At 39.3% G+C, this 18,735-nt stretch carries 15 protein-coding genes; 3 read left to right on the top strand and 12 right to left on the bottom strand.

Features of this window, described 5'->3' with window-relative positions; genetic code table 11:
• Positions 1–13: 13 nt before the first annotated feature.
• The 7 genes from MKX62_RS16525 to MKX62_RS16495 form a co-directional block, all read right to left on the bottom strand.
• Positions 14–1,561, bottom strand: coding sequence for a response regulator (locus MKX62_RS16525; protein ID WP_187047848.1), 1,548 nt, complete (start codon positions 1,559–1,561; stop codon positions 14–16).
• Positions 1,539–3,002: a sensor histidine kinase gene (locus tag MKX62_RS16520; protein ID WP_340741891.1), complete on the bottom strand. Its 1,464-nt coding sequence runs from the start codon at positions 3,000–3,002 to the stop codon at positions 1,539–1,541. Before MKX62_RS16520 ends, MKX62_RS16525 begins: the two co-directional genes overlap by 23 nt.
• A complete protein-coding gene (locus MKX62_RS16515) occupies positions 2,999–3,979 on the bottom strand; it encodes a substrate-binding domain-containing protein (RefSeq protein ID WP_340741890.1) in 981 nt (326 codons plus the stop codon). The genes MKX62_RS16520 and MKX62_RS16515 overlap by 4 nt, the downstream gene beginning before the upstream one ends.
• A gap of 125 nt (positions 3,980–4,104) precedes the next feature.
• A complete protein-coding gene (locus MKX62_RS16510) occupies positions 4,105–5,280 on the bottom strand; it encodes a sugar ABC transporter permease (protein ID WP_067208008.1) in 1,176 nt (391 codons plus the stop codon).
• Positions 5,281–5,291: 11 nt separating this feature from the next.
• Positions 5,292–6,812, bottom strand: a complete 1,521-nt coding sequence (locus MKX62_RS16505) for a sugar ABC transporter ATP-binding protein (RefSeq protein ID WP_187047436.1) — start codon at positions 6,810–6,812, stop codon at positions 5,292–5,294.
• A 90-nt stretch (positions 6,813–6,902) separates the two neighbouring features.
• Positions 6,903–8,009, bottom strand: a complete 1,107-nt coding sequence (locus MKX62_RS16500; protein ID WP_067208002.1) for a sugar ABC transporter substrate-binding protein — start codon at positions 8,007–8,009, stop codon at positions 6,903–6,905.
• A 338-nt stretch (positions 8,010–8,347) separates the two neighbouring features.
• On the bottom strand, positions 8,348–9,904 hold the full coding sequence (locus MKX62_RS16495) for an ABC-F family ATP-binding cassette domain-containing protein (protein WP_340741889.1): 1,557 nt from the start codon (positions 9,902–9,904) through the stop codon (positions 8,348–8,350).
• 309 nt (positions 9,905–10,213) lie between these two features.
• On the opposite strand from MKX62_RS16495, the gene MKX62_RS16490 reads away from it, so the two are divergent.
• On the top strand, positions 10,214–10,720 hold the full coding sequence (locus MKX62_RS16490) for a YehS family protein (RefSeq protein WP_067207997.1): 507 nt from the start codon (positions 10,214–10,216) through the stop codon (positions 10,718–10,720).
• A gap of 771 nt (positions 10,721–11,491) precedes the next feature.
• Here the strand turns inward: MKX62_RS16490 and MKX62_RS16485 are convergent.
• From MKX62_RS16485 to MKX62_RS16465, 5 genes are all read right to left on the bottom strand, one after another.
• Complete coding sequence (locus MKX62_RS16485) at positions 11,492–12,931, bottom strand: cryptochrome/photolyase family protein (RefSeq protein ID WP_340741888.1); 1,440 nt, start codon at positions 12,929–12,931, stop codon at positions 11,492–11,494.
• Positions 12,932–12,981: 50 nt separating this feature from the next.
• A complete protein-coding gene (locus tag MKX62_RS16480; RefSeq protein WP_340741887.1) occupies positions 12,982–13,755 on the bottom strand; it encodes a DUF1295 domain-containing protein in 774 nt (257 codons plus the stop codon).
• Between the two features lie 13 nt (positions 13,756–13,768).
• The gene (locus tag MKX62_RS16475; protein ID WP_340741886.1) at positions 13,769–15,556 is read right to left on the bottom strand and encodes a DAK2 domain-containing protein; all 1,788 of its coding nucleotides are present in this window, start codon (positions 15,554–15,556) and stop codon (positions 13,769–13,771) included.
• A gap of 94 nt (positions 15,557–15,650) precedes the next feature.
• The gene (locus MKX62_RS16470) at positions 15,651–16,322 is read right to left on the bottom strand and encodes an ABC transporter ATP-binding protein (RefSeq protein WP_340741885.1); all 672 of its coding nucleotides are present in this window, start codon (positions 16,320–16,322) and stop codon (positions 15,651–15,653) included.
• 3 nt (positions 16,323–16,325) lie between these two features.
• Positions 16,326–17,393 carry an ABC transporter permease gene (locus tag MKX62_RS16465; RefSeq protein ID WP_340741884.1) on the bottom strand — a complete coding sequence of 356 codons (1,068 nt, stop codon included), beginning with the start codon at positions 17,391–17,393 and terminating at the stop codon, positions 16,326–16,328.
• Positions 17,394–17,660: 267 nt separating this feature from the next.
• Between MKX62_RS16465 and MKX62_RS16460 the strand changes: the two genes are divergently transcribed.
• Entirely contained in the window at positions 17,661–17,876 is a 216-nt protein-coding gene (locus MKX62_RS16460; protein ID WP_340741883.1) for a hypothetical protein, read from the top strand.
• A gap of 48 nt (positions 17,877–17,924) precedes the next feature.
• Positions 17,925–18,656: an EAL domain-containing protein gene (locus MKX62_RS16455; RefSeq protein ID WP_340741882.1), complete on the top strand. Its 732-nt coding sequence runs from the start codon at positions 17,925–17,927 to the stop codon at positions 18,654–18,656.
• Positions 18,657–18,735 lie beyond the last annotated feature (79 nt).

Here is an 18,735-nt window from a genome sequence, read left to right as displayed (position 1 = left end):
TACTTGCCCCCTATCAGACTTCGACTTTTTTACTCATTAACGTTTTTCGGTACTCCTTCGGGGACACTCCACACATTTTCTTGAACACCTTACTGAAATAATTCGGCTCATGATAACCGACCTCAAACGTAATTTCTTTTAGGCTTCGCTCTGGATCATTCAATAGCTTCTTTGCTTTTTCAATTCGGCACTCCGTCAGAAAATCGATGTAGTTAATGCCCAACTTCTCTTTGAACATTTTACTAATATAAATCGGGCTTAAATCGACTTTTTGCGCGAGAATGTTCAGTGAAATATCTTTATGTGAATGCTCACTGATAAATTGTTTAATTTGATGTATCTTATCAGCCTCCACTCGTTCGTAATGTGCCTCATAGGCAGCATTCATCCGTTCGAGTAGCAGTAGCGTCTCCGTACGCAATTGTCGATAGTCCTGTGCTTGAAACGAAAAAAATGGGGCATTCGCTTCCATTCCCATTTCATCCATCACTCTGTTCGCAATCCAAAGCAACTCAAGCATTCGTTGTTGCGTGTAAATTAGTGAATTCCCCTCATTCTCATGTTGTTGTATCAAATCCAATATCCCAGAGCGAATGGATACCCAGTCCCCTAAACGAATTTGGTCAAAAAAGTCTTTCTGCTGCTGCTTGATAACCTGATTATCTGTCTCTAAACTGAGCACTGGAGCGTCAGCATAAAACCGACTCTTGACCGCTAGCGTTGTATCCATAGTCGCAATAAGCGCTTCTTGGTACGACTGACGAATCTCGTCTAATGGTTCGCAAACCTGACCAATCCCAATAAACCAGTCTAAGCTCATTTGTTCCTTAGCCAACGATAAAATCGCTTTGGCTAATGTCATTGCTTGCGAACGAAAGGATTTCTCTGGATCACGAAACACAATGATGGGTAGCTGCCGTCCATATAACGCACCTACCCAAGCATTTCCCGCTTCACGCACCTTTTCCTTAATCCTCACATAATAGTGTTCTGCTCCCTCTGGCAACAACACTACTACTACAAACTTTTCATGAGTAGAGCGAATATCTAGCATCTCGACAAGCATATCAATATGAACTTCATGAACATGATCAAATAATAGCTGTGTCACGATATCTGTTTCCACTAATGTCAACGCCTTTTGCCACTTTTCATGCTGCATTTGGCTCGTAGCCTCTGCAATACGTTCTAGCCTGCATTCCTCTAATACTCTCCCTACCGTTGCAACAATCTCACTTGCTCTACTGGGTTTCAGTAAGTAATCCTTCACACCGAGCTTGAGCGCTTGTCTCGCATAATCGAACATATCAAAGGCCGTCACCATAACAAATTTGATAGTAGAATGCTTATCTTGAATCTTTTCTAAGGCTTCAAGTCCTGTCATACCAGGCATCTTAATATCCATTAAGACCAAATCTGGTTGAATTGTATCTGCTAATTCTATTGCTACTTCCCCATTTCTTGCTTGGTAAATGGAAAGTTCAGGGAACGCTTTTTGTAAGATTGCCTGCATCCCTTCTCGCTCAATCGGTTCATCATCAACGATTAGAAGCTTCATCATCATTTCCCTCTTCCCTGGCCCTTGGAATTTGTATGACCACCTTTGTCCCCCGACCTTCTCTACTTTCAATCGTGACCAAATCCTCTATTCCATAGAATAAATGCAATCTTTTCACCACATTTTGAAAGCCTATTCCTGTAGAATGTCCTTCGATTGGTATAATGTGCCCCTTCAGCAACTGCTCCACTTTCTTTGGGGACATCCCTTGCCCACTATCCTCGATTTCAATGATGACCCATGGACCGTCATTCTTAATCCTAAACCAAATAACGCCTCCATCCTGCTCCGGCTCAATAGCATGAATTACCGCATTTTCAATGATGGGTTGAAGGGTTAGTCCCGGAATTTTTACATCTAAGCAAGATTCGTTGATGTCAGATTTAAATTGTAAGCGATCCGTAAAACGAGCCTTTTGGATTTCCATATACTGATTCAAAACGACTACTTCTTCATACACCGTCACAGAGCGGTCAATCCGCTTCAAATTATAACGTAGCAAGCCGGCTACACTGACTATAAGATCGCTCGTCTCCTCCGCACCATCTAAATACGCCTTTTTCGACAATGTGTTTAATGTGTTGAATAAAAAATGTGGATTTATCTGGTTCTGCAAGCTTCTAAATTGACTCTCCTTCAATAACAACTTACTTTGCTGAAGCTCATGCTCGAGCTGTGCCTTTTGTTGAATTTCTACTATTAAATCATTAATGTTTACACGCATCTCATCAAAGGTCTTTGCTAAAAAGGCTATCTCATCATTAGACTTCACTTCAATCTGTTGATTAAAACTACCTTGAGACAATGCGTTAGCGGCCTTCGTGAGCTGATGAATCGGCCGCGTAATACTAAGTGAAAACCAGTAGATAGCCAAAAGTAACACAGCAGTAATCAATAGCAACAGCCAGATTCCTAGCTTTTTCAACTCCTCCGATTGCTTGATAATACCTCGATAAAACCGATTAGAGGTCTTCAGCTCTCGGTCTAAAATCGTTAAGGTCATTTCAGATATGTACATAGAAATACGGTTTGCTTCATTAAATTCGTTCGTCGACCCTTCCATTTCTTGCTCCTCTGAAAACATAATGGAGCGATTCGTCGTCTCAATAAGACTATCGATTAAATGAATATAGTTGGTTATTGAAAATGCATTTTCCACATTCCGCAACTCCGCTACATCCTGTTGTACCTCCTCAATAACGGCTACGCTTTTCTCTATCTGTTGCTTATGATTAGCTGTTGGGTCAAGTAAATAGTTATTTAAGTTGGTAATTATTTGCTGACTTGCTGTTGTTACTTCATTCATCCGCAAATAGCGTTGTAAAATATCATTGGATTTTTCCTGAGTTTTCTGATTATAAGATGTAAGCGTCAACCAAATAATTCCCATTATCAGCAACACAACGGAAACGAGTATCCAAATCTTTTTTTGAATCGTCATCATAGTTCTTCACCTTCCGCGTCAACCATGCGCGTTTCAGTGAGGTAACCATTTGAATCGAGCGGGACGGTCTCGCCAGAAATCCACTCCATCAACCGCTTAACACTCTCGCTGCCCATCGCTTCTGGCTTTTGCTCCAAAATTCCATCGATCTTGCCTTGCTCTAAGAGGGCAGTTAATCCAACGCCGTCATCGAAGGTATAAATATAATACGGCTCTACTTGAGTACGTCTTCCGATCTCTTGAATCATTGGACCTGTATAATTTGCATTGATGGCTATAAATGCAGTGACTCGCGGTACTTCATTCATCAGCTGTTGCGTCGTTGTCATTACTTGTTCCTTTGCATCTGCCGTTCCTTTAACAATCATTTCGATGTCTGGATAGCCACCCAATACATTCTGGATACCGGCTAAACGTTCTTTTTGATAATATGCTTGCTCTTGATCACCAAGTATAATCACTTCTCCTGTGGTGCCCATTTCTTTTATCAATTGACGAGCAACCATTTGTCCTGCCCCAAATTGATCTGAACCAACATATGTTTTTCGCAAGCTCTCTTCCACTGGTACATCATTAGCGATGGTAATGATAGGAATCCCATAAAAAGCCGCCTTAACCTTTGTCAGTTCTTTAAATTCTTCATTATCTAGCCCCTGAACGATAATACCATTCACCTTAGAATGAATCGCAATCTCCATTGTCTTCAAAAAATCATCTTGGTTATTTCCATAGCTTCCCCACACTTCAAGCTGAACATTTTCTTCTTGTGCCTGCTTCAATGCCCCTTGGCCAACCTTATTCCAAAATGGAGTATCAAGCTCTTGGGTAATGAGCACGAGACGAATAGATTCCGGGGAAATGGGGAGGTTAGCTGGCCTATCACTAGTTAAACGATACGCTTTAGTTGCGGATACAATAGTCAAATAGCTAAAAATCATAATGAGTGCGACAAGTATTAAAACAACTTTTTTCCGCATATCCCTTCCCCTTTCCTAAAGCTTGTTTCTTTCATCTTATCAACCTGTCTAGGAATTAACAATGTCTTACAAAACGACATCAGGCACCCTACAAATAGGGTGCCCAGTTATTCTACTATTCTCTTTTAACCCCGTTGCTTCCGTGTCATGACGTCAAAGATTACCGCTCCAGCTAAAACACCACCGCGAATCATATATTGATAGGAAATTCCTACACCTAGTAAGTTCATCCCACTCGATAACGAGGCCATCACGATGGCTCCGATAATAGCACCTGTTACTTTACCGACACCACCTGCAGAAGATACTCCACCAACATATGCCGCTGCAATCGCGTCAAGCTCAAAGAGAGTTCCAGCTGTGGTCGTTGCCGATTGAAGCCGAGATGTAAATAGAATTCCTGATAACGCCGCGAGCATCCCCATGGAACCGAAGACGATATATGTAATCTTTTGTACATTGATCCCACTCAAATGCGCGGCCTCAGGATTACTACCGACTGCATAAATGTGACGACCGAGTACTGTTTTAGTCGTTAAGAAGTGATAAACTATGACAACGATTATTATAATGACAACCGTCCAAGAAAAACCGTTATAGCCAGCTAAAATCCAAGTAATGTAAGCAATAATCGCTGATATCAAAACAAGCTTTACACTAAATATCCCCTTAGACATTACATCAAAGCCATACGTCAATTTGTTACGACGATTGGCGATTTCATTGTATATATATAAAAGTACTCCGACAAACCCTACTAATAACGTCAGTAGATGCAAGCCATTAATTTGCATAATCGATGGAATAAATCCATTTCCAATCGCATTGAATTGTTCATCCCTAACAATAATCGTTCCCGTTTTTTCTGTAACCTGAAGGAGTGCACCACGGAAAATCAACATCCCCGCCAGCGTAGCAACGAATGATGGAATTCCAATTTTAGCAACTAATACCCCGTTAAATAATCCAATGATAGCACCTAAAATTAAAATCAGCGGAATAGTAATCCATACTGACAAGCCCATTTGCGTCAAGAAAATGGCTGTAATCGCACCTAGAAATCCTGCTAAAAAGCCCACCGATAAATCAATATGACGAATGACGATAACAAGGGTCATCCCAACCGCCAAAACCGCAATATAACCAGCGGAATCCAGTAAGTTACTTATGTTTCGAGAAGACATAAACAAGCCGTTCGTCATAATCGTAAATGTTAACAAAATAACGATTAACGCAATATACATCCCGTAATCTCGAATATTGGCTTTGACGAGCGCTTTAGTTTCTTTATAAAATCCCATCGTTATCCCTCCTATTGCGTCGCAAGTTCCATAATCGCCTCTTGTGTCGCTTCCTTCATGGCCAGTTCTCCTTTGATCGAGCCATTTGCCATAACATAGATACGATCACTCATCCCTAGCACCTCACCAAGTTCAGAGGAGATCATAATAATACTCATACCTTCGTCAATCAACTGATTCATAATCGTATAAATTTCGAATTTCGCCCCAACATCGATTCCCCTTGTCGGTTCATCTAAGATCAAGATCTTAGGTCCAGTAAACAACCATTTCCCAAGCGATACTTTTTGTTGGTTTCCACCACTCAATTTGCCAACTATTTGCTCTAGTGAACTCGCTTTAATATACAACGAGTCTTTGTACTCTTTACCAACCTTCACTTCTTCATTTAAGTTGAGAATCCCCTTCGTCGAAATACCTTTCAGATGTGCCGCCGAGACATTACTCTTAATATCCTGTAATAAAAACAGTCCGTCTCCTTTTCGATCCTCCGTCACATACGCAATACCAGCCTTAATCGCATCACTTGTATGCTTCAGTACTTTTGGCGCCCCTTGAATTTCCAAATCCCCTTGTAACTTATAGTTTTTCGGATTCCCAAAAATGCTAAGAGCAAGTTCTGTACGACCGGACCCCATCAGACCAGCGATCCCAATAATCTCGCCTTTTTTTACGTGAAGATTGATGTTTTTCACAACATTTCTTCCTAGTTGCGTGTCATACGCTGACCAGTTATCCAATTTGAGGACAGTATCTCCGATTTTCTTATCAGGATGTTTCGGGTAAATGTCTTCGATTTCACGTCCTACCATATTTTTGATAATGACATTTTCCGCTACTTCCCCTTTACTTGCATCTAGCGTACAAATCGTCTTGCCGTCCCGCAAAATCGTTACTTTATCCGCTATCTCGATAACTTCCTTCAGCTTATGAGAAATCATAATGCAGCTAATTCCTTGGCTTTTTAATTCCTTTAGGAGTTTTAACAGATTTTCACTGTCATCTTCATTCAGTGCTGCCGTCGGCTCATCTAAAATCAGCAGATTTACATCTTTACTTAATGCTTTGGCAATTTCTACGAGCTGTTGTTTTCCTACACTTAATTCCCTAATCAGTGTTTCCGGCGTCACCTTCAGCTTTACTTTTTTCAGTATCTGCGTAGCTTGAACGATTGTTTGATTCCAATCAACGAACGGACCCTTTTTCACTTCATTGCCAGCAAATATATTTTCATAGACGGACAAATCCGGAAAAAGTGCCAACTCTTGATAAATGATGCCAATACCAGCCTTCACACTATCGCTAATCTCATTGAACTGTTGAACTTGATCTTCAAATACGATATCTCCGTCGTATGTGCCATATGGATAAACTCCACTCAACACTTTCATCAGCGTCGATTTTCCTGCACCATTCTCACCAACCAAACAATGAATTTCGCCTTTTCTCACTTTGAAATTCACGTTCGATAGGGCCTTGACTCCCGGGAACTCTTTAGATATGTCATTCATCTCTAAAATATATTCGCTCATTCTATCGCCTCCCTAACCCAAACAAAATAGAAATGGAGAAATAGTGATAGATTACACTATCACTATTTTCCATTTTCCAATGTGATACTTTTACTCTAAACCTGTGAATTCGCTTGCCTCGTAGTATTCAGAATCGATTAGCTCAGATTTCACGTTATCTTCATTCACCACGATTACGTCCGTTTGTTTCGCTTTAACTTCAACTGAACCATTATCATAAGAACCTGTTGTTTCTGGTGTATTGCCATCTAAGATTTCAACTGCCATACCCATCGCATCTTTCACCAGTGCACGAACGTCTTTGAATACCGTCATCGACTGTTTTCCGTCGATTATATATTGGATAGATGCTTTCTCTGCATCTTGCCCAGTCACAAAGTAACTTGAAATTACACTATCAGAAGCAAATACGTCTGCGATTGACCGAGCTGTTCCATCATTCGGAGCTAGAACTGCAACATCACCTTTTAAGTCGTCACCCGCAGCTGTTAAGTGTGTTTGCGCTTTGTTTTTCGCATCATTTGCATCCCAGTTCGTTGTAACTTGACCAATAATTTTTCCCAGTTGGTCGCGCGAAAGTTCGGCTGAATCTTTTAACCCCTCTGCTTCACTTGAGTTAGCAATTTTAAAGGTACCATCTGCAATTTTCGGTTGAAGCACTTTCCAGGCCCCTTCGAAGAATAAAAATGCGTTGTTATCTGAAGCCGCACCTGCATAAAGGTAAAGAGGAACGTCAGACCCCTGTGCATTGTCCACTAAATACTGTGCTTGTGCAGCACCTACTGCTAAACTATCGAATGTTACATAATAATCTACTGCATCCGTATCTGTAATTAAACGGTCATACGCAATAACAGTTACACCCTCTTTTTTCGCTGCTTCTACTGCAGATGCAGCTGCCGCACCATCATGAGGAGTGATAATTAATACCTTGATGCCTTTATTTAATAATGCCTCTACATTTTCTTTCTCTTTCGCTGAAGATCCTTGACTAAATAGAATTTCCGTTGAATAATCTGAATCTGCTAATGCATCCTTGAAACGTTGCTCATCCTGTACCCATCGAGGTTCATCCTTCGTCGGTAATACGATACCTACGTCAACCGAACTACCTCCGTCATTGTTACATCCAGCTGCGACGAGTGCGAACACCATCAAGATTGCCAAAAATGTTAACCCCTTAAATTTCTTAATCATTTTTTTACCCCTCTCTTTTCGAATAAAAAGTATTTACTACTTAATCATAAACTCTGAAAATTCAATATGAAAGCGCTATCAATAGCATTTTTTCAACATTTACTATACTTTTTTAGCTTTTCGATGAAAGAGGAGTTTTTCAGCTAGTAAAAGGGGCGGAATAAAATCGTTTATGCAAAATGAGATTAGCATTCGACCAGTACTATTTTATATGTGCAAATGGAGGGCTATCAAAAATAACCAAACAAAAATCTCCCACCAATTCGCAAATTGTGAGAGACTTTTGTTTGGTTCATTATTCTATTCGAATTAATTTCAACTACCTAAGTTCAAGCCACTCAAAACATCTTGGTCGTCCAATTTTCGCCGTTCCAAACATCAGTTACAAGGCCTTCATAAAAATCAGGTTCATGAGAAATAAGTAGCACGCTGCCATTGTATTCCTTTAAGGCACGTTTCAATTCCTCTTTCGCGTCTCTATCAAGGTGATTTGTCGGTTCGTCAAGGACGAGCAAATTTGTTTCGCGGTTAAGCAGTTTACAAAGACGTACTTTCGCCTTTTCTCCACCACTTAGCACCTTCACCTTACTCTCAATATGTTTGGTCGTTAATCCACATCGTGCAAGGGCTGCACGTACTTCGTATTGTGTGAAATGCGGGAAAGCTTCCCATACTTCTTCAAGACAAGTATTGTTGTTTTCCGACTTGGCTTCCTGTTCGAAGTACCCGATTTCCAGATGGTCACCACGAGTAACAGAACCGGCAAGTGCAGGGATTTCTCCTAGAATGCTCTTTAAGAGAGTTGTTTTCCCAATACCATTCGCACCAGACAAAGCGATTTTCTGCCCACGTTCCATCGTAAGATCCAAGGCATTTGACAACGGTTCATCATAGCCAATCACAAGTTCCTTTGTTTCGAACAGATATTTCCCCGGGGTCCGTGCCTGTTTAAAGGAGAATTGTGGCTTCGGCTTTTCAGCATCTAATTCGATGACATCCATCTTGTCCAGCTTCTTCTGGCGAGACATGGCCATTTTACTCGTCGCTGCATTCGCTTTGTTACGTGCCACGAAGTCTTTAAGGTTTGAAATTTCCTTCTGTTGCTTTTTGTAGGCGGCTTCCACCTGTTGCTTCTTCATTTCATGCACACGTAAAAATTCATCATAATCCCCAGAATATCGAGTGATCTGCTGATTTTCCATATGGTAGATAAGCTGAATAACACTATTCAAGAAGGGTATATCATGGGAAATCAATATGAAAGCATTCGCATAGTTCTGCAAATAATTGCGTAGCCAGTCAATATGCTCAACATCCAAATAGTTCGTCGGCTCATCAAGAAGAAGAATGTCCGGTTTTTCCAATAATAACTTACCAAGCAACACTTTTGTCCGCTGCCCTCCACTCAAATCATGAACGTCCCGATCTAGACCAAATTCATTTAATCCTAGTCCGTTCGCTACTTCATCGACTTTGGAATCGACGATATAAAAATCATTGTTCGTCAATTCTTCCTGCATCTGACCCGTCTCCTCAAGAAGGGACTCCAGTTCATCTGCATCGACCTCAGCCATCTTGGCAAAGAGCGCATTCATTTCTGTCTCCTGGTCATAAAGATATTGAAAAGCGGTCCGCAGCACATCACGAATGCTCATCCCTTGTTTTAACGCGACGTGTTGATCCAAATACCCGACCCGCACCCGCTTCGCCCAACTTACCGTTCCCGCATCTGGCTCTAGCTTACGCGTAATAATGTTCATGAACGTCGACTTACCTTCGCCATTGGCACCGATTAAGCCGATATGCTCTCCTTGCAATAACCGAAAAGAGACGTCTTCGAAAATCGCACGATCACCGAAGCCGTGACTTAAATTTGCTACAGTCAATAAACTCATATGTTTTACACCTGTTCCTTCACTAAGAATAATTCTTCAAAATTTAAAACTGTCCACAACCGGGACCCATATTCCGTTTCTACTATATTATATAGGGATTTCATTGATGAGGAAAGCTATGATTTCACACTCACCTTACCCTGAATTTTTAATGCGGATAGGAATTCGTCTATTTTAAAGTCTGATATAACAAAAAAAAGGTTAAACTAATTTTATGTGCTATTATTAAGTTAACTTTGATTGCCTTTTTCCACTTTAAAAATGATGATTCAATTACGTAAATAGTACAATTTCACTGGAGGTTTATACATGAATAATAATGATATATTAATTAGATTACGATATGCTCTAGATATAAAAGACTCGGTTATGGTAGAGATATTTAAACTTGGCGGCGTTGAAGTAACACAAGAAGAAGTGTCCATGTTGCTCATAAAATCAGATGACAATTACCATGATGCAGCTGAAAATGAAGGGACTTTAAAGTGTAGTAATAGTATGTTAGATTCATTTTTAAATGGCTTTATTATTTTCAAAAGAGGGCAACAAGATCCAAAACCAGGACAAGCTGAAAAACCGGCTCTGGCTATAAAAAATTATGAAAGCGTTAATAATATCCTTCTAAAAAAAGTAAAAATAGCACTATCATTAACAAGCGATGATATGCTTGAAATATTAGAAGAAGCAGGAGTCGTTATAACAAAAGGTGAATTAGGTGCTGTATTAAGAAAAGAAGGACACAAGAATTATAAAGAGTGCCTTGACAGATACGCAAGGAATTTCTTAAAAGGATTAGCTATAAGATATAGAGAATAAGGAACCGTCCGCATTAATAACTGCAGCTTCAATTATTCAGCAGGGGTGCAGTTCATAAATAGGATTTTGTTTAAAATGGACCGCAATTCCCACGGATTAAAGTACTTACAAGCCCTTTTCTAGCGGCATCGACCACACTGTTGCTTGATGTTTCATTACAAGTGAATTGAAAATAGAAATAACACCACTCAGATTTGAATGGTGTTTTTTTATATTCGGATACTAGAGAGTCATCCTAATATCCATTATCCTTTCCCGTGAATAACATAATCACCTACTGGGCGCTACTTGTATAGTTGCATTTTCCGATTGCGTTGGTTGAATGGCTTCTAAACAATTACCGGGATGTCTGTCTGTGTAGAGATGCGACTTTGTCGCATCTCTACACAGTTTTTTCGGTAATCGTCTGGTGGCCCTTCATCCGCCCTGCTCCAAATGCATAAGTATTCGTGGTGCAGAAATTTTTTTTGACTAAAGAATAGCTGACATCTAAGCTAGAGAAAAACCGCCAAAGATGCAATTTTGGCGGCTGATGCTTTCTATATGGTTTTCCCCTTTTTTAGTAAAGAAGTGCCACTTTCTATAAGGTATCACATGATTAGGAGCATACTTTTTGCTAAACAGTATTACCTCTCGCCACACTCGGACCCCACAGTAAATCTATCCTGAATAGTTAGTCGAAAGCGGGCCGAAAATAGTGCTGTGAAAATGAAATTCATCAAGCCCGACTCACCAGTATTTTTGCAAATAAATGGTTCATCAACAGACGTATTATGATTTATTTTTAACTTGCGCGTATGCTTCTAACGCACGAATTCTGGCAAGTGAATGATCAACGATAGGGAGCGGATACGTTTTGCCAAGTACGATGCCGGATTCATGTAGTAAATTTGCGGGTGTTTTCCATGGTTCATGGATAAACTTCGAAGAAATTCCAGCAAGTTCGGGAACCCATTTCCGAATATATATTCCTTCCGGATCAAACTTTTGACTTTGAAGAATCGGATTGAATATCCGGAAATACGGCGCCGCATCGATCCCTGACCCAGCGACCCACTGCCAACCCATTGCATTGTTAGCCGCATCAAAATCAATTAGCGTGTCCTTGAACCAGCTAGATCCTTCTACCCAGGATATGAGTAAATGTTTAACTAAAAATGAGGCGACAACCATTCGAACCCGATTATGGATTACACCCGTCTGCCATAATTCTCGCATTCCCGCATCGACTAGAGGATAACCCGTCAAACCTTTTTGCCATTTAGCAAATTCTTCATTAGAACCCTGCCAAGGAAATGCTGTGAATTTTTCACGTAAAGGGACTTGTAGCACTTCCGGAAAATGAATGAGCTGGTGATATGCGAACTCACGCCATACTAACTGCCTCAAAAAGGCATCGATGGATGATTGCATGTACTCTCCTGTTTCCGTTTCGTTCAGCCGCTTAGCTGAATACCAAATTGCTCTAACACTTATTTCTCCCCAGGCTAAATGGGGCGACAATAATGAAACCGAATCTGAAGAGGGGATATCACGCCCCTCAACGTATCGGCTGAGGCCATCATCGGTAAATTTTTCCCATCTCGTAATAGCGCCCTTTTCACCTGGCTCCCAGTGCGGATGGAACTTTTCATTCCAGCGATTCACTGGTAACAAATCAAGTTCTTCCACTTGTAGAGACGGAAGAACTTGATTGAATGGATTAATGTCAACTGGAATAGGAAGCGGACGATTAACAGACTCCCCCATCGTCCTTTTCCAAAAAGCTGTAAACACTTTATAAGGTTCATTCTTTTGATTCAGTAAATCACCAGGTACGAAGAGTAGATTTGAAGGAAATGAACGAACTTCCATCCCATTAGAAAACAGGTTTTGAGTAATCGCGTTATCTCTTCTAATAATAGATGGCTCATATCTTTCACCAAAAAAAACAGCATCTGCTTTTGTTTGTTTACAAAGTAAAGAAAGCTCTTTTAAACTGCTACCTCGTCTAAAAATGAGGGATAAACCAATTGATTCTAGCTTTTTTTTCAACGCTATCAATGAATGATGAAGCCACCATTGCCCTACTAAGTTTGAGGTGTTTTCATGCTCTTCTTCTTCCGACCAGATAAAAACAGGAATAATCATTCCTTGCTGGGCTGCTTCCCACAAAGCGGGGTTGTCATGTACTCGTAAATCTTTTCTAAACCAGACAATTATTTTTTCCAACTACATCTCATCCTTCAAATCAGTTATCCGTAGTATGTCCAATTTGCTTACTATTTTTTTGGAGGCATTGGTACAAATTTACTCGTTCGCATTGCATAGTCAGCGAATTCAGGATGATTCTTATATTTCTTTTCGAGCAAAGGTACTCCTGATACAAATAATAGAAGCAAAGTAATGATGATTGGACTAATTATTCCTATCCATCCATTAGGTGAAGAGAAGGCGATTAGAAAAATTCCCCACCACATGGTTGCTTCTCCAAAATAATTAGGATGACGCGTATACTTCCATAAACCATACTTCATCAACTTCCCTTTATTCTCAGGTTTTTTAATGAAAGATTTCAACTGATTATCTCCTACGACTTCAAAGAAAAATCCGATTATCCAAACTATCAATCCAATATAATCCAGCGTTCCAAGACCTTTTGTAGAAGATACATTTGTCAGTAAAATAGGTTGCGCAATGATAAATAGCAATACTAACTGGAGTACATATACATTTAGAAATATTTTTAAATAGACAAAATTAGTTCCCCATCTTTTCCTCATATTAACATAGCGGTAATCCTCAGGCTTATTCCAATTTCTTTTGAATAAGTAATACGCTAACCGTACTCCCCAAATAATAGTTAAAATTGTTATGAGAGTTGCGCGATCAGTTTGGAACCCTCCAGCAAAGTAACTAAAAATTGCCGCTATGACAAATCCAAGTCCCCATGCAATATCGACTAGACCGTTGTTTTTCTTTTTCTGAGCAACCAGAAAAAAAATGAAGAAAAATAGTAACAAGGTAATGAACGTACCCAAATAAATAGCTGACATCATAAAACCTCCTTTATTCTGTTGTCAATGCAATTGCAACACATCCCACACCCGCATTCACAGCTACAATTGAAGATATTTCAGTGATGTATTCAGGTGTTCTTCCTATAAGAGGCGAGAAAATTTGTTCATATTCATTCGCCCGATCAATCGCATTTGCATGAACGATTGAATAACTGACAATCTTTTTCGTACGAGTAATTTCCCTTACCAAAGCTTGCATTTTTTTAGTATTAGCTTTCACACTAAGTGCTTTACCAATAACTATGCCATCTCCAGTGTTATTAATGGATACAAGAGGTTTTAAATTCAGCATTTTAGCAGCAAGACCTGTATATTTTTTAATGCGTCCTGAACGAACCATGTACTTCAACGTATCAACGCTCACAAAGATTTTTGTTTTCTTGATTGTATCGTTAATTATTTCAATTACATTCGTAAATTCTACGTCTTTCTCAATCGCTTCAGCAGCCTTTAAAACAACTAGACCTTGTCCGCCTGAGTTTAACATCGAATCTATTACCGCAATTTTTGCACCGGTGCTTTTAATTTTCTTCGCTGCATTGACAATCGTATCGTATGTTCCGCTCATTTTATTAGAGACGGTAATCACAATGATTGATTCATAGTAAGGCACTATAGAATTCAAATAACTTTCTACTGCTTTTACAGTAGGTTGTGAAGATGTCGGATATTTTTTGGCATCATCCATTGATTCATACAAATAAGAAGGACTAATTGTCAATTTGTCTAAATAACTATTATCACCTATAAGTAGATTCAAAGGAATCATATGGATTTGGTGCTTGTCCATTAAATCTTTTGGTAAGTCAGCAATTGAATCTGTAACTAGCGCAATTTTATGTTTCCTACTATGAACAGTTTCAAATTGTCTAAGCATATCATCTGCTTTTTGCTGAATAATCATTCCAAATTCTCTTAGTCTATCAAACAGTATCTCAGGATGGTTTGTATGGATATGAATCTTGACCTTCTCCGGACTTCCTGCGACAATCAGCGACTCTCCTAGATCTAATAGATTATTTCTCAACATTTCCAAATCTATCTGCTCGCCTTTTATAAGCGCCTCCGTACAATATCTGTGACTTGGTTTTATATTCTCATTCGAATGAAGTCCACTATCCTTAAATTCCACGTCAGCAGATACGTAGTCTGTTTCTTCAACCTCTACTTTCAAAAAGTAATTAGTTATACCTTCAAGAAAACAAACAAATCCTTTTCCACCGGCGTCTACCACTGAAGCATCTCTTAATACTTTAAGCTGCTTACGCGTGGATTGTAGTGATTGGGTGGCGGCTTCCAGCGAGATGGTAAATAGTTGAGAAAAGTCGGTTACACGATCTTTTAGTAAACGAAGAGAGTTACTCCAATCTTTCATAACCGAAATAATTGTTCCTTCTACTGGATTGGAGATTGATTTGTATGCATAGAGTACCGCACTTTCTACTGCTTCAGAAAAACCAGATAACGTTATCTCCTTTTCATCGTCCAATCCTAGATGAAGTCCATTCAGAAACTGCGCAAAAATAATACCAGAATTCCCTCTCGCACCTGTTAATGCCGCATCTGCAATCGATCCTATTGTTTCTTTTGCAGAGCCTTTCATTTGTGTTTCTTCAATAATATTTTGCATCGTAAATGTTAAGTTTGTTCCGGTATCACCGTCAGCTACTGGAAACACATTTATTCTATTAAGTTCATTCTTATGTTTAATAACCCTATTTGCGCCTGAGACAAAAGCATAATATAGCTTCTCACTGTCCAAGTGTTTACTGTTCATTTGATTTCACCACCTTTTCAAGATTCTTTCTACATAATTCATTTTCTATGTATGGAGAAGGGTGCCTTAACCATTAGTAAGGCACCAGACTTCTTTATTTTTCTTGCACAAGTACACCGTCTGTCATTTTGAATACCTTGTCGCAATAGTCTACGAGACGTATATCATGTGTGACGACAATGGTCGTTGTGTTTTTGTTCTTTGTTTCGTTTTTCAGTAGTTCCATAACTTCATAGGCACGATCTGAGTCAAGAGATGCTGTTGGTTCATCAGCTAAAATAATGGAAGGGTTACTGTATAACGCTTTGGCAATTGCCACACGCTGACGTTCTCCGCCAGACAAGTCTGCAGGGTATTTAGTTCGTAAATCCCCAATACCCAAGTCATCATATAACTCTTCTAATTGTTTTTTCGTCATATTTTCTTTCTTAACTTGGTCCAATAGTTTTAACTGATTGGCGACTGTTAAAAATGGAACTAGATTCGATGCTTGTAGAATGAACCCAATTTCCTTCAACCGAATCTTTGAACGCTCTTTCTCATTTAAATCCGCTAGATTCTTATCATTTATGACCACAGACCCTGAAGTGGGTGTAAGAAGCCCGCCGACAATTGTTAGAAATGTGCTTTTACCGGAACCAGACGGACCGATAATAGCTATCAGCTCACCCCTGTCTGCAGTAAAATTTGTTTCCTTCATTGCTTCTATTTCTTTATGGCCACTACCGAATGTCTTTTTCACTTGTTTTAATTCTAAAACTACCATCATTTACCCTCCTATTGCTTTCAATGGATCGATTCGAACAATTGTAAGAACTGAGAACACCGCACCCAATATCGCAACTCCTATTAGTACGAGTCCGTAGATGACCATTGTTACAAGATCGAATGCTACTGGTACCGCACTTGGTAGAAATGAACCGGTGATTAACGTCAATCCGAAACCTACTGCCACACCAATCGCAGCTAATATAAATGTTTGTGCAATGACTGAACGTGACAGATAGTTATTAGAAATACCTTGAGCTTTCATGACGCCAAACATACTGATTTTTTGGACGGTCAATACGTAAAGGAAAATTGCAACAATGACCGCTGAAATACCAAACAAGAAATAAATCATGAAGTTTAATGTTAAACTCTGTTCCGTGTACCCTGGTAAACTCCGTATAAATGTTTCAATTTCAATGGATTCCAATGAATCATTTTTCATGTCAGCAATTGGTTCATCCCCGCGAACAACAATTCCACTTATACTTTCCTTATTTGCTTCGGCTGCTTCACCGAATTTCACTGATTGGAAAGTAGACAAATCTCCATATAGCACTGGAGCCGCATTAAATCTTGCATTGTCTGTGAAACCTACAATAGTTAATATTTCGTCAGATGATGATAATTGCAGTTCATCGTCTACTTTAAATCCATCTTCTTTTAATGCATCACTGGCGATAACTTCATTGCCTTCTGCAAATTCTTTGCCTTCCGTCACATTCGGCATAATGAATTCATCTTTGTTTATCCCAAAAATAGATACGTTCGTCTTATTATCACCATTGCCGGCAACTGCATTTATTTGACCGATTACGGCAATTTCTTCAGCATCGATTTCATTTGCATCTTGAATTGTTAATGAAGATTGGTACATGCTCTTATCCGATTCCTCTGTCAAAATGATTTCTGTTGCTTTCCATTTATCAACTGATTCACGATTCAGATTTTCTAAGCCTGTAGCAAGTCCCGATAGAAAGAACACTAAGTATGATACGAGCATTAGAACACCAATGATCAACGTAAAGCGTAATTTGTTTTTCTTAATTTCATTTAAAGCTAAAAACATTTCTTCACATCCTTATGTAATTTTGGTTTAAGTAGTTTACATTTTCGAGATTATTTAGCAGCTATCTATCCATTAATTTAATCGATTCAAAACTGTTACCCCTTTCCTAACTTCTCAATTCTTTTCTATTTCTGAACTCAATTAAAACAGAGTAATAAAAGTTTGTCAAACCTTTGTACACTCTAAACAATAAAACGTTATACAAATGATAAGGGTTGTTATATACTAGATGGAGAGGATTCTAGCCAAAGATTAGGAGGAGACTATATGCACATTTGTACTTCATGCAATCCAACGGAGCTGTTTTACAAAATCCGTATTTCTGGAGAAAGTAATTTAACTCACCTTCCCCAACTTATGTCTTACCTTAAAAGTAACGACTTATTGGTCAACTCCCGTGATAATATCATTGTTGTAAGAGAGGCTGCGGTTGCGGGGCTATACGATTATTTCAGTGATGTAATGGAAGTAAAGTCAATTTAATTTAAAGTGGACGACAGTGACTGGAAACCGATTAATGAAATAATTGAATTGCTAGAATTTAAATGGATTGACCAGGTCATACTTAAAAACAACGTCACATTTCACATACAGCCAATCGTTACGAAAAGCCAAGAAGTCTTTGCTTATGAAATGCTGGCCCGTTTCCAAGATGATAACGGAAATTCTGTGGCTCCAAGTAAAGTATTTACAGCAGCAAAAAAAAGAAACCGTACTTATGCGCTAGATCGCGTTTGCAGAATTGCTGCCGTTAGGAACGCCGCCGCTATTCATAAGAAAGTGTTCATTAACTTTATCCCGACTTCAATCTACTCTCCCGAACATTGTCTCAGAACTACCGTTCAACTTGCAATTCAGTTGGGGATCCCTTTTTCTCAATTAGTCTTTGAAGTAGTTGAGACAGAAAGTGTGGATGATATTGAGCATTTGAAAAAAATATTAACTTTTTACAGAGAAAGGGGTTTACACTACGCGCTGGATGATGTGGGTGTAGGCTTTAGCACAATTGAAGTCCTTGAACAATTAATGCCCAATTATATGAAGTTAGACATGAAATTTGTACAGGGGGTATCTGGTGATTTAACAAAACAGGCAGCTGCTAAAAAGTTTTTATCGAGTGCCTTACAAGTTGGTGCAATTCCGCTTGCTGAAGGGATTGAAGAGCGAGAAGACTTTGAATGGTTGAAAGAGGTCGGATACGAATTATTCCAAGGCTATTTGTTTGGAAAGCCAACACCTATCCCAACAGACCTAGCCAAATGATAGGCTGTGTTGGGATCGAATTTCCCCATTGTATAACGTTAAAACTACAACATTGTACAAAACATCCAAATTCCCTATA

It is taken from the genome of Sporosarcina sp. FSL K6-5500, assembly GCF_038005665.1.
Classification (GTDB): Bacteria; Bacillota; Bacilli; order Bacillales_A; family Planococcaceae; genus Sporosarcina; species Sporosarcina psychrophila.
Note: the sequence above shows the minus strand (reverse complement) of the source record. Positions and strands in the feature narration are given on the sequence as shown.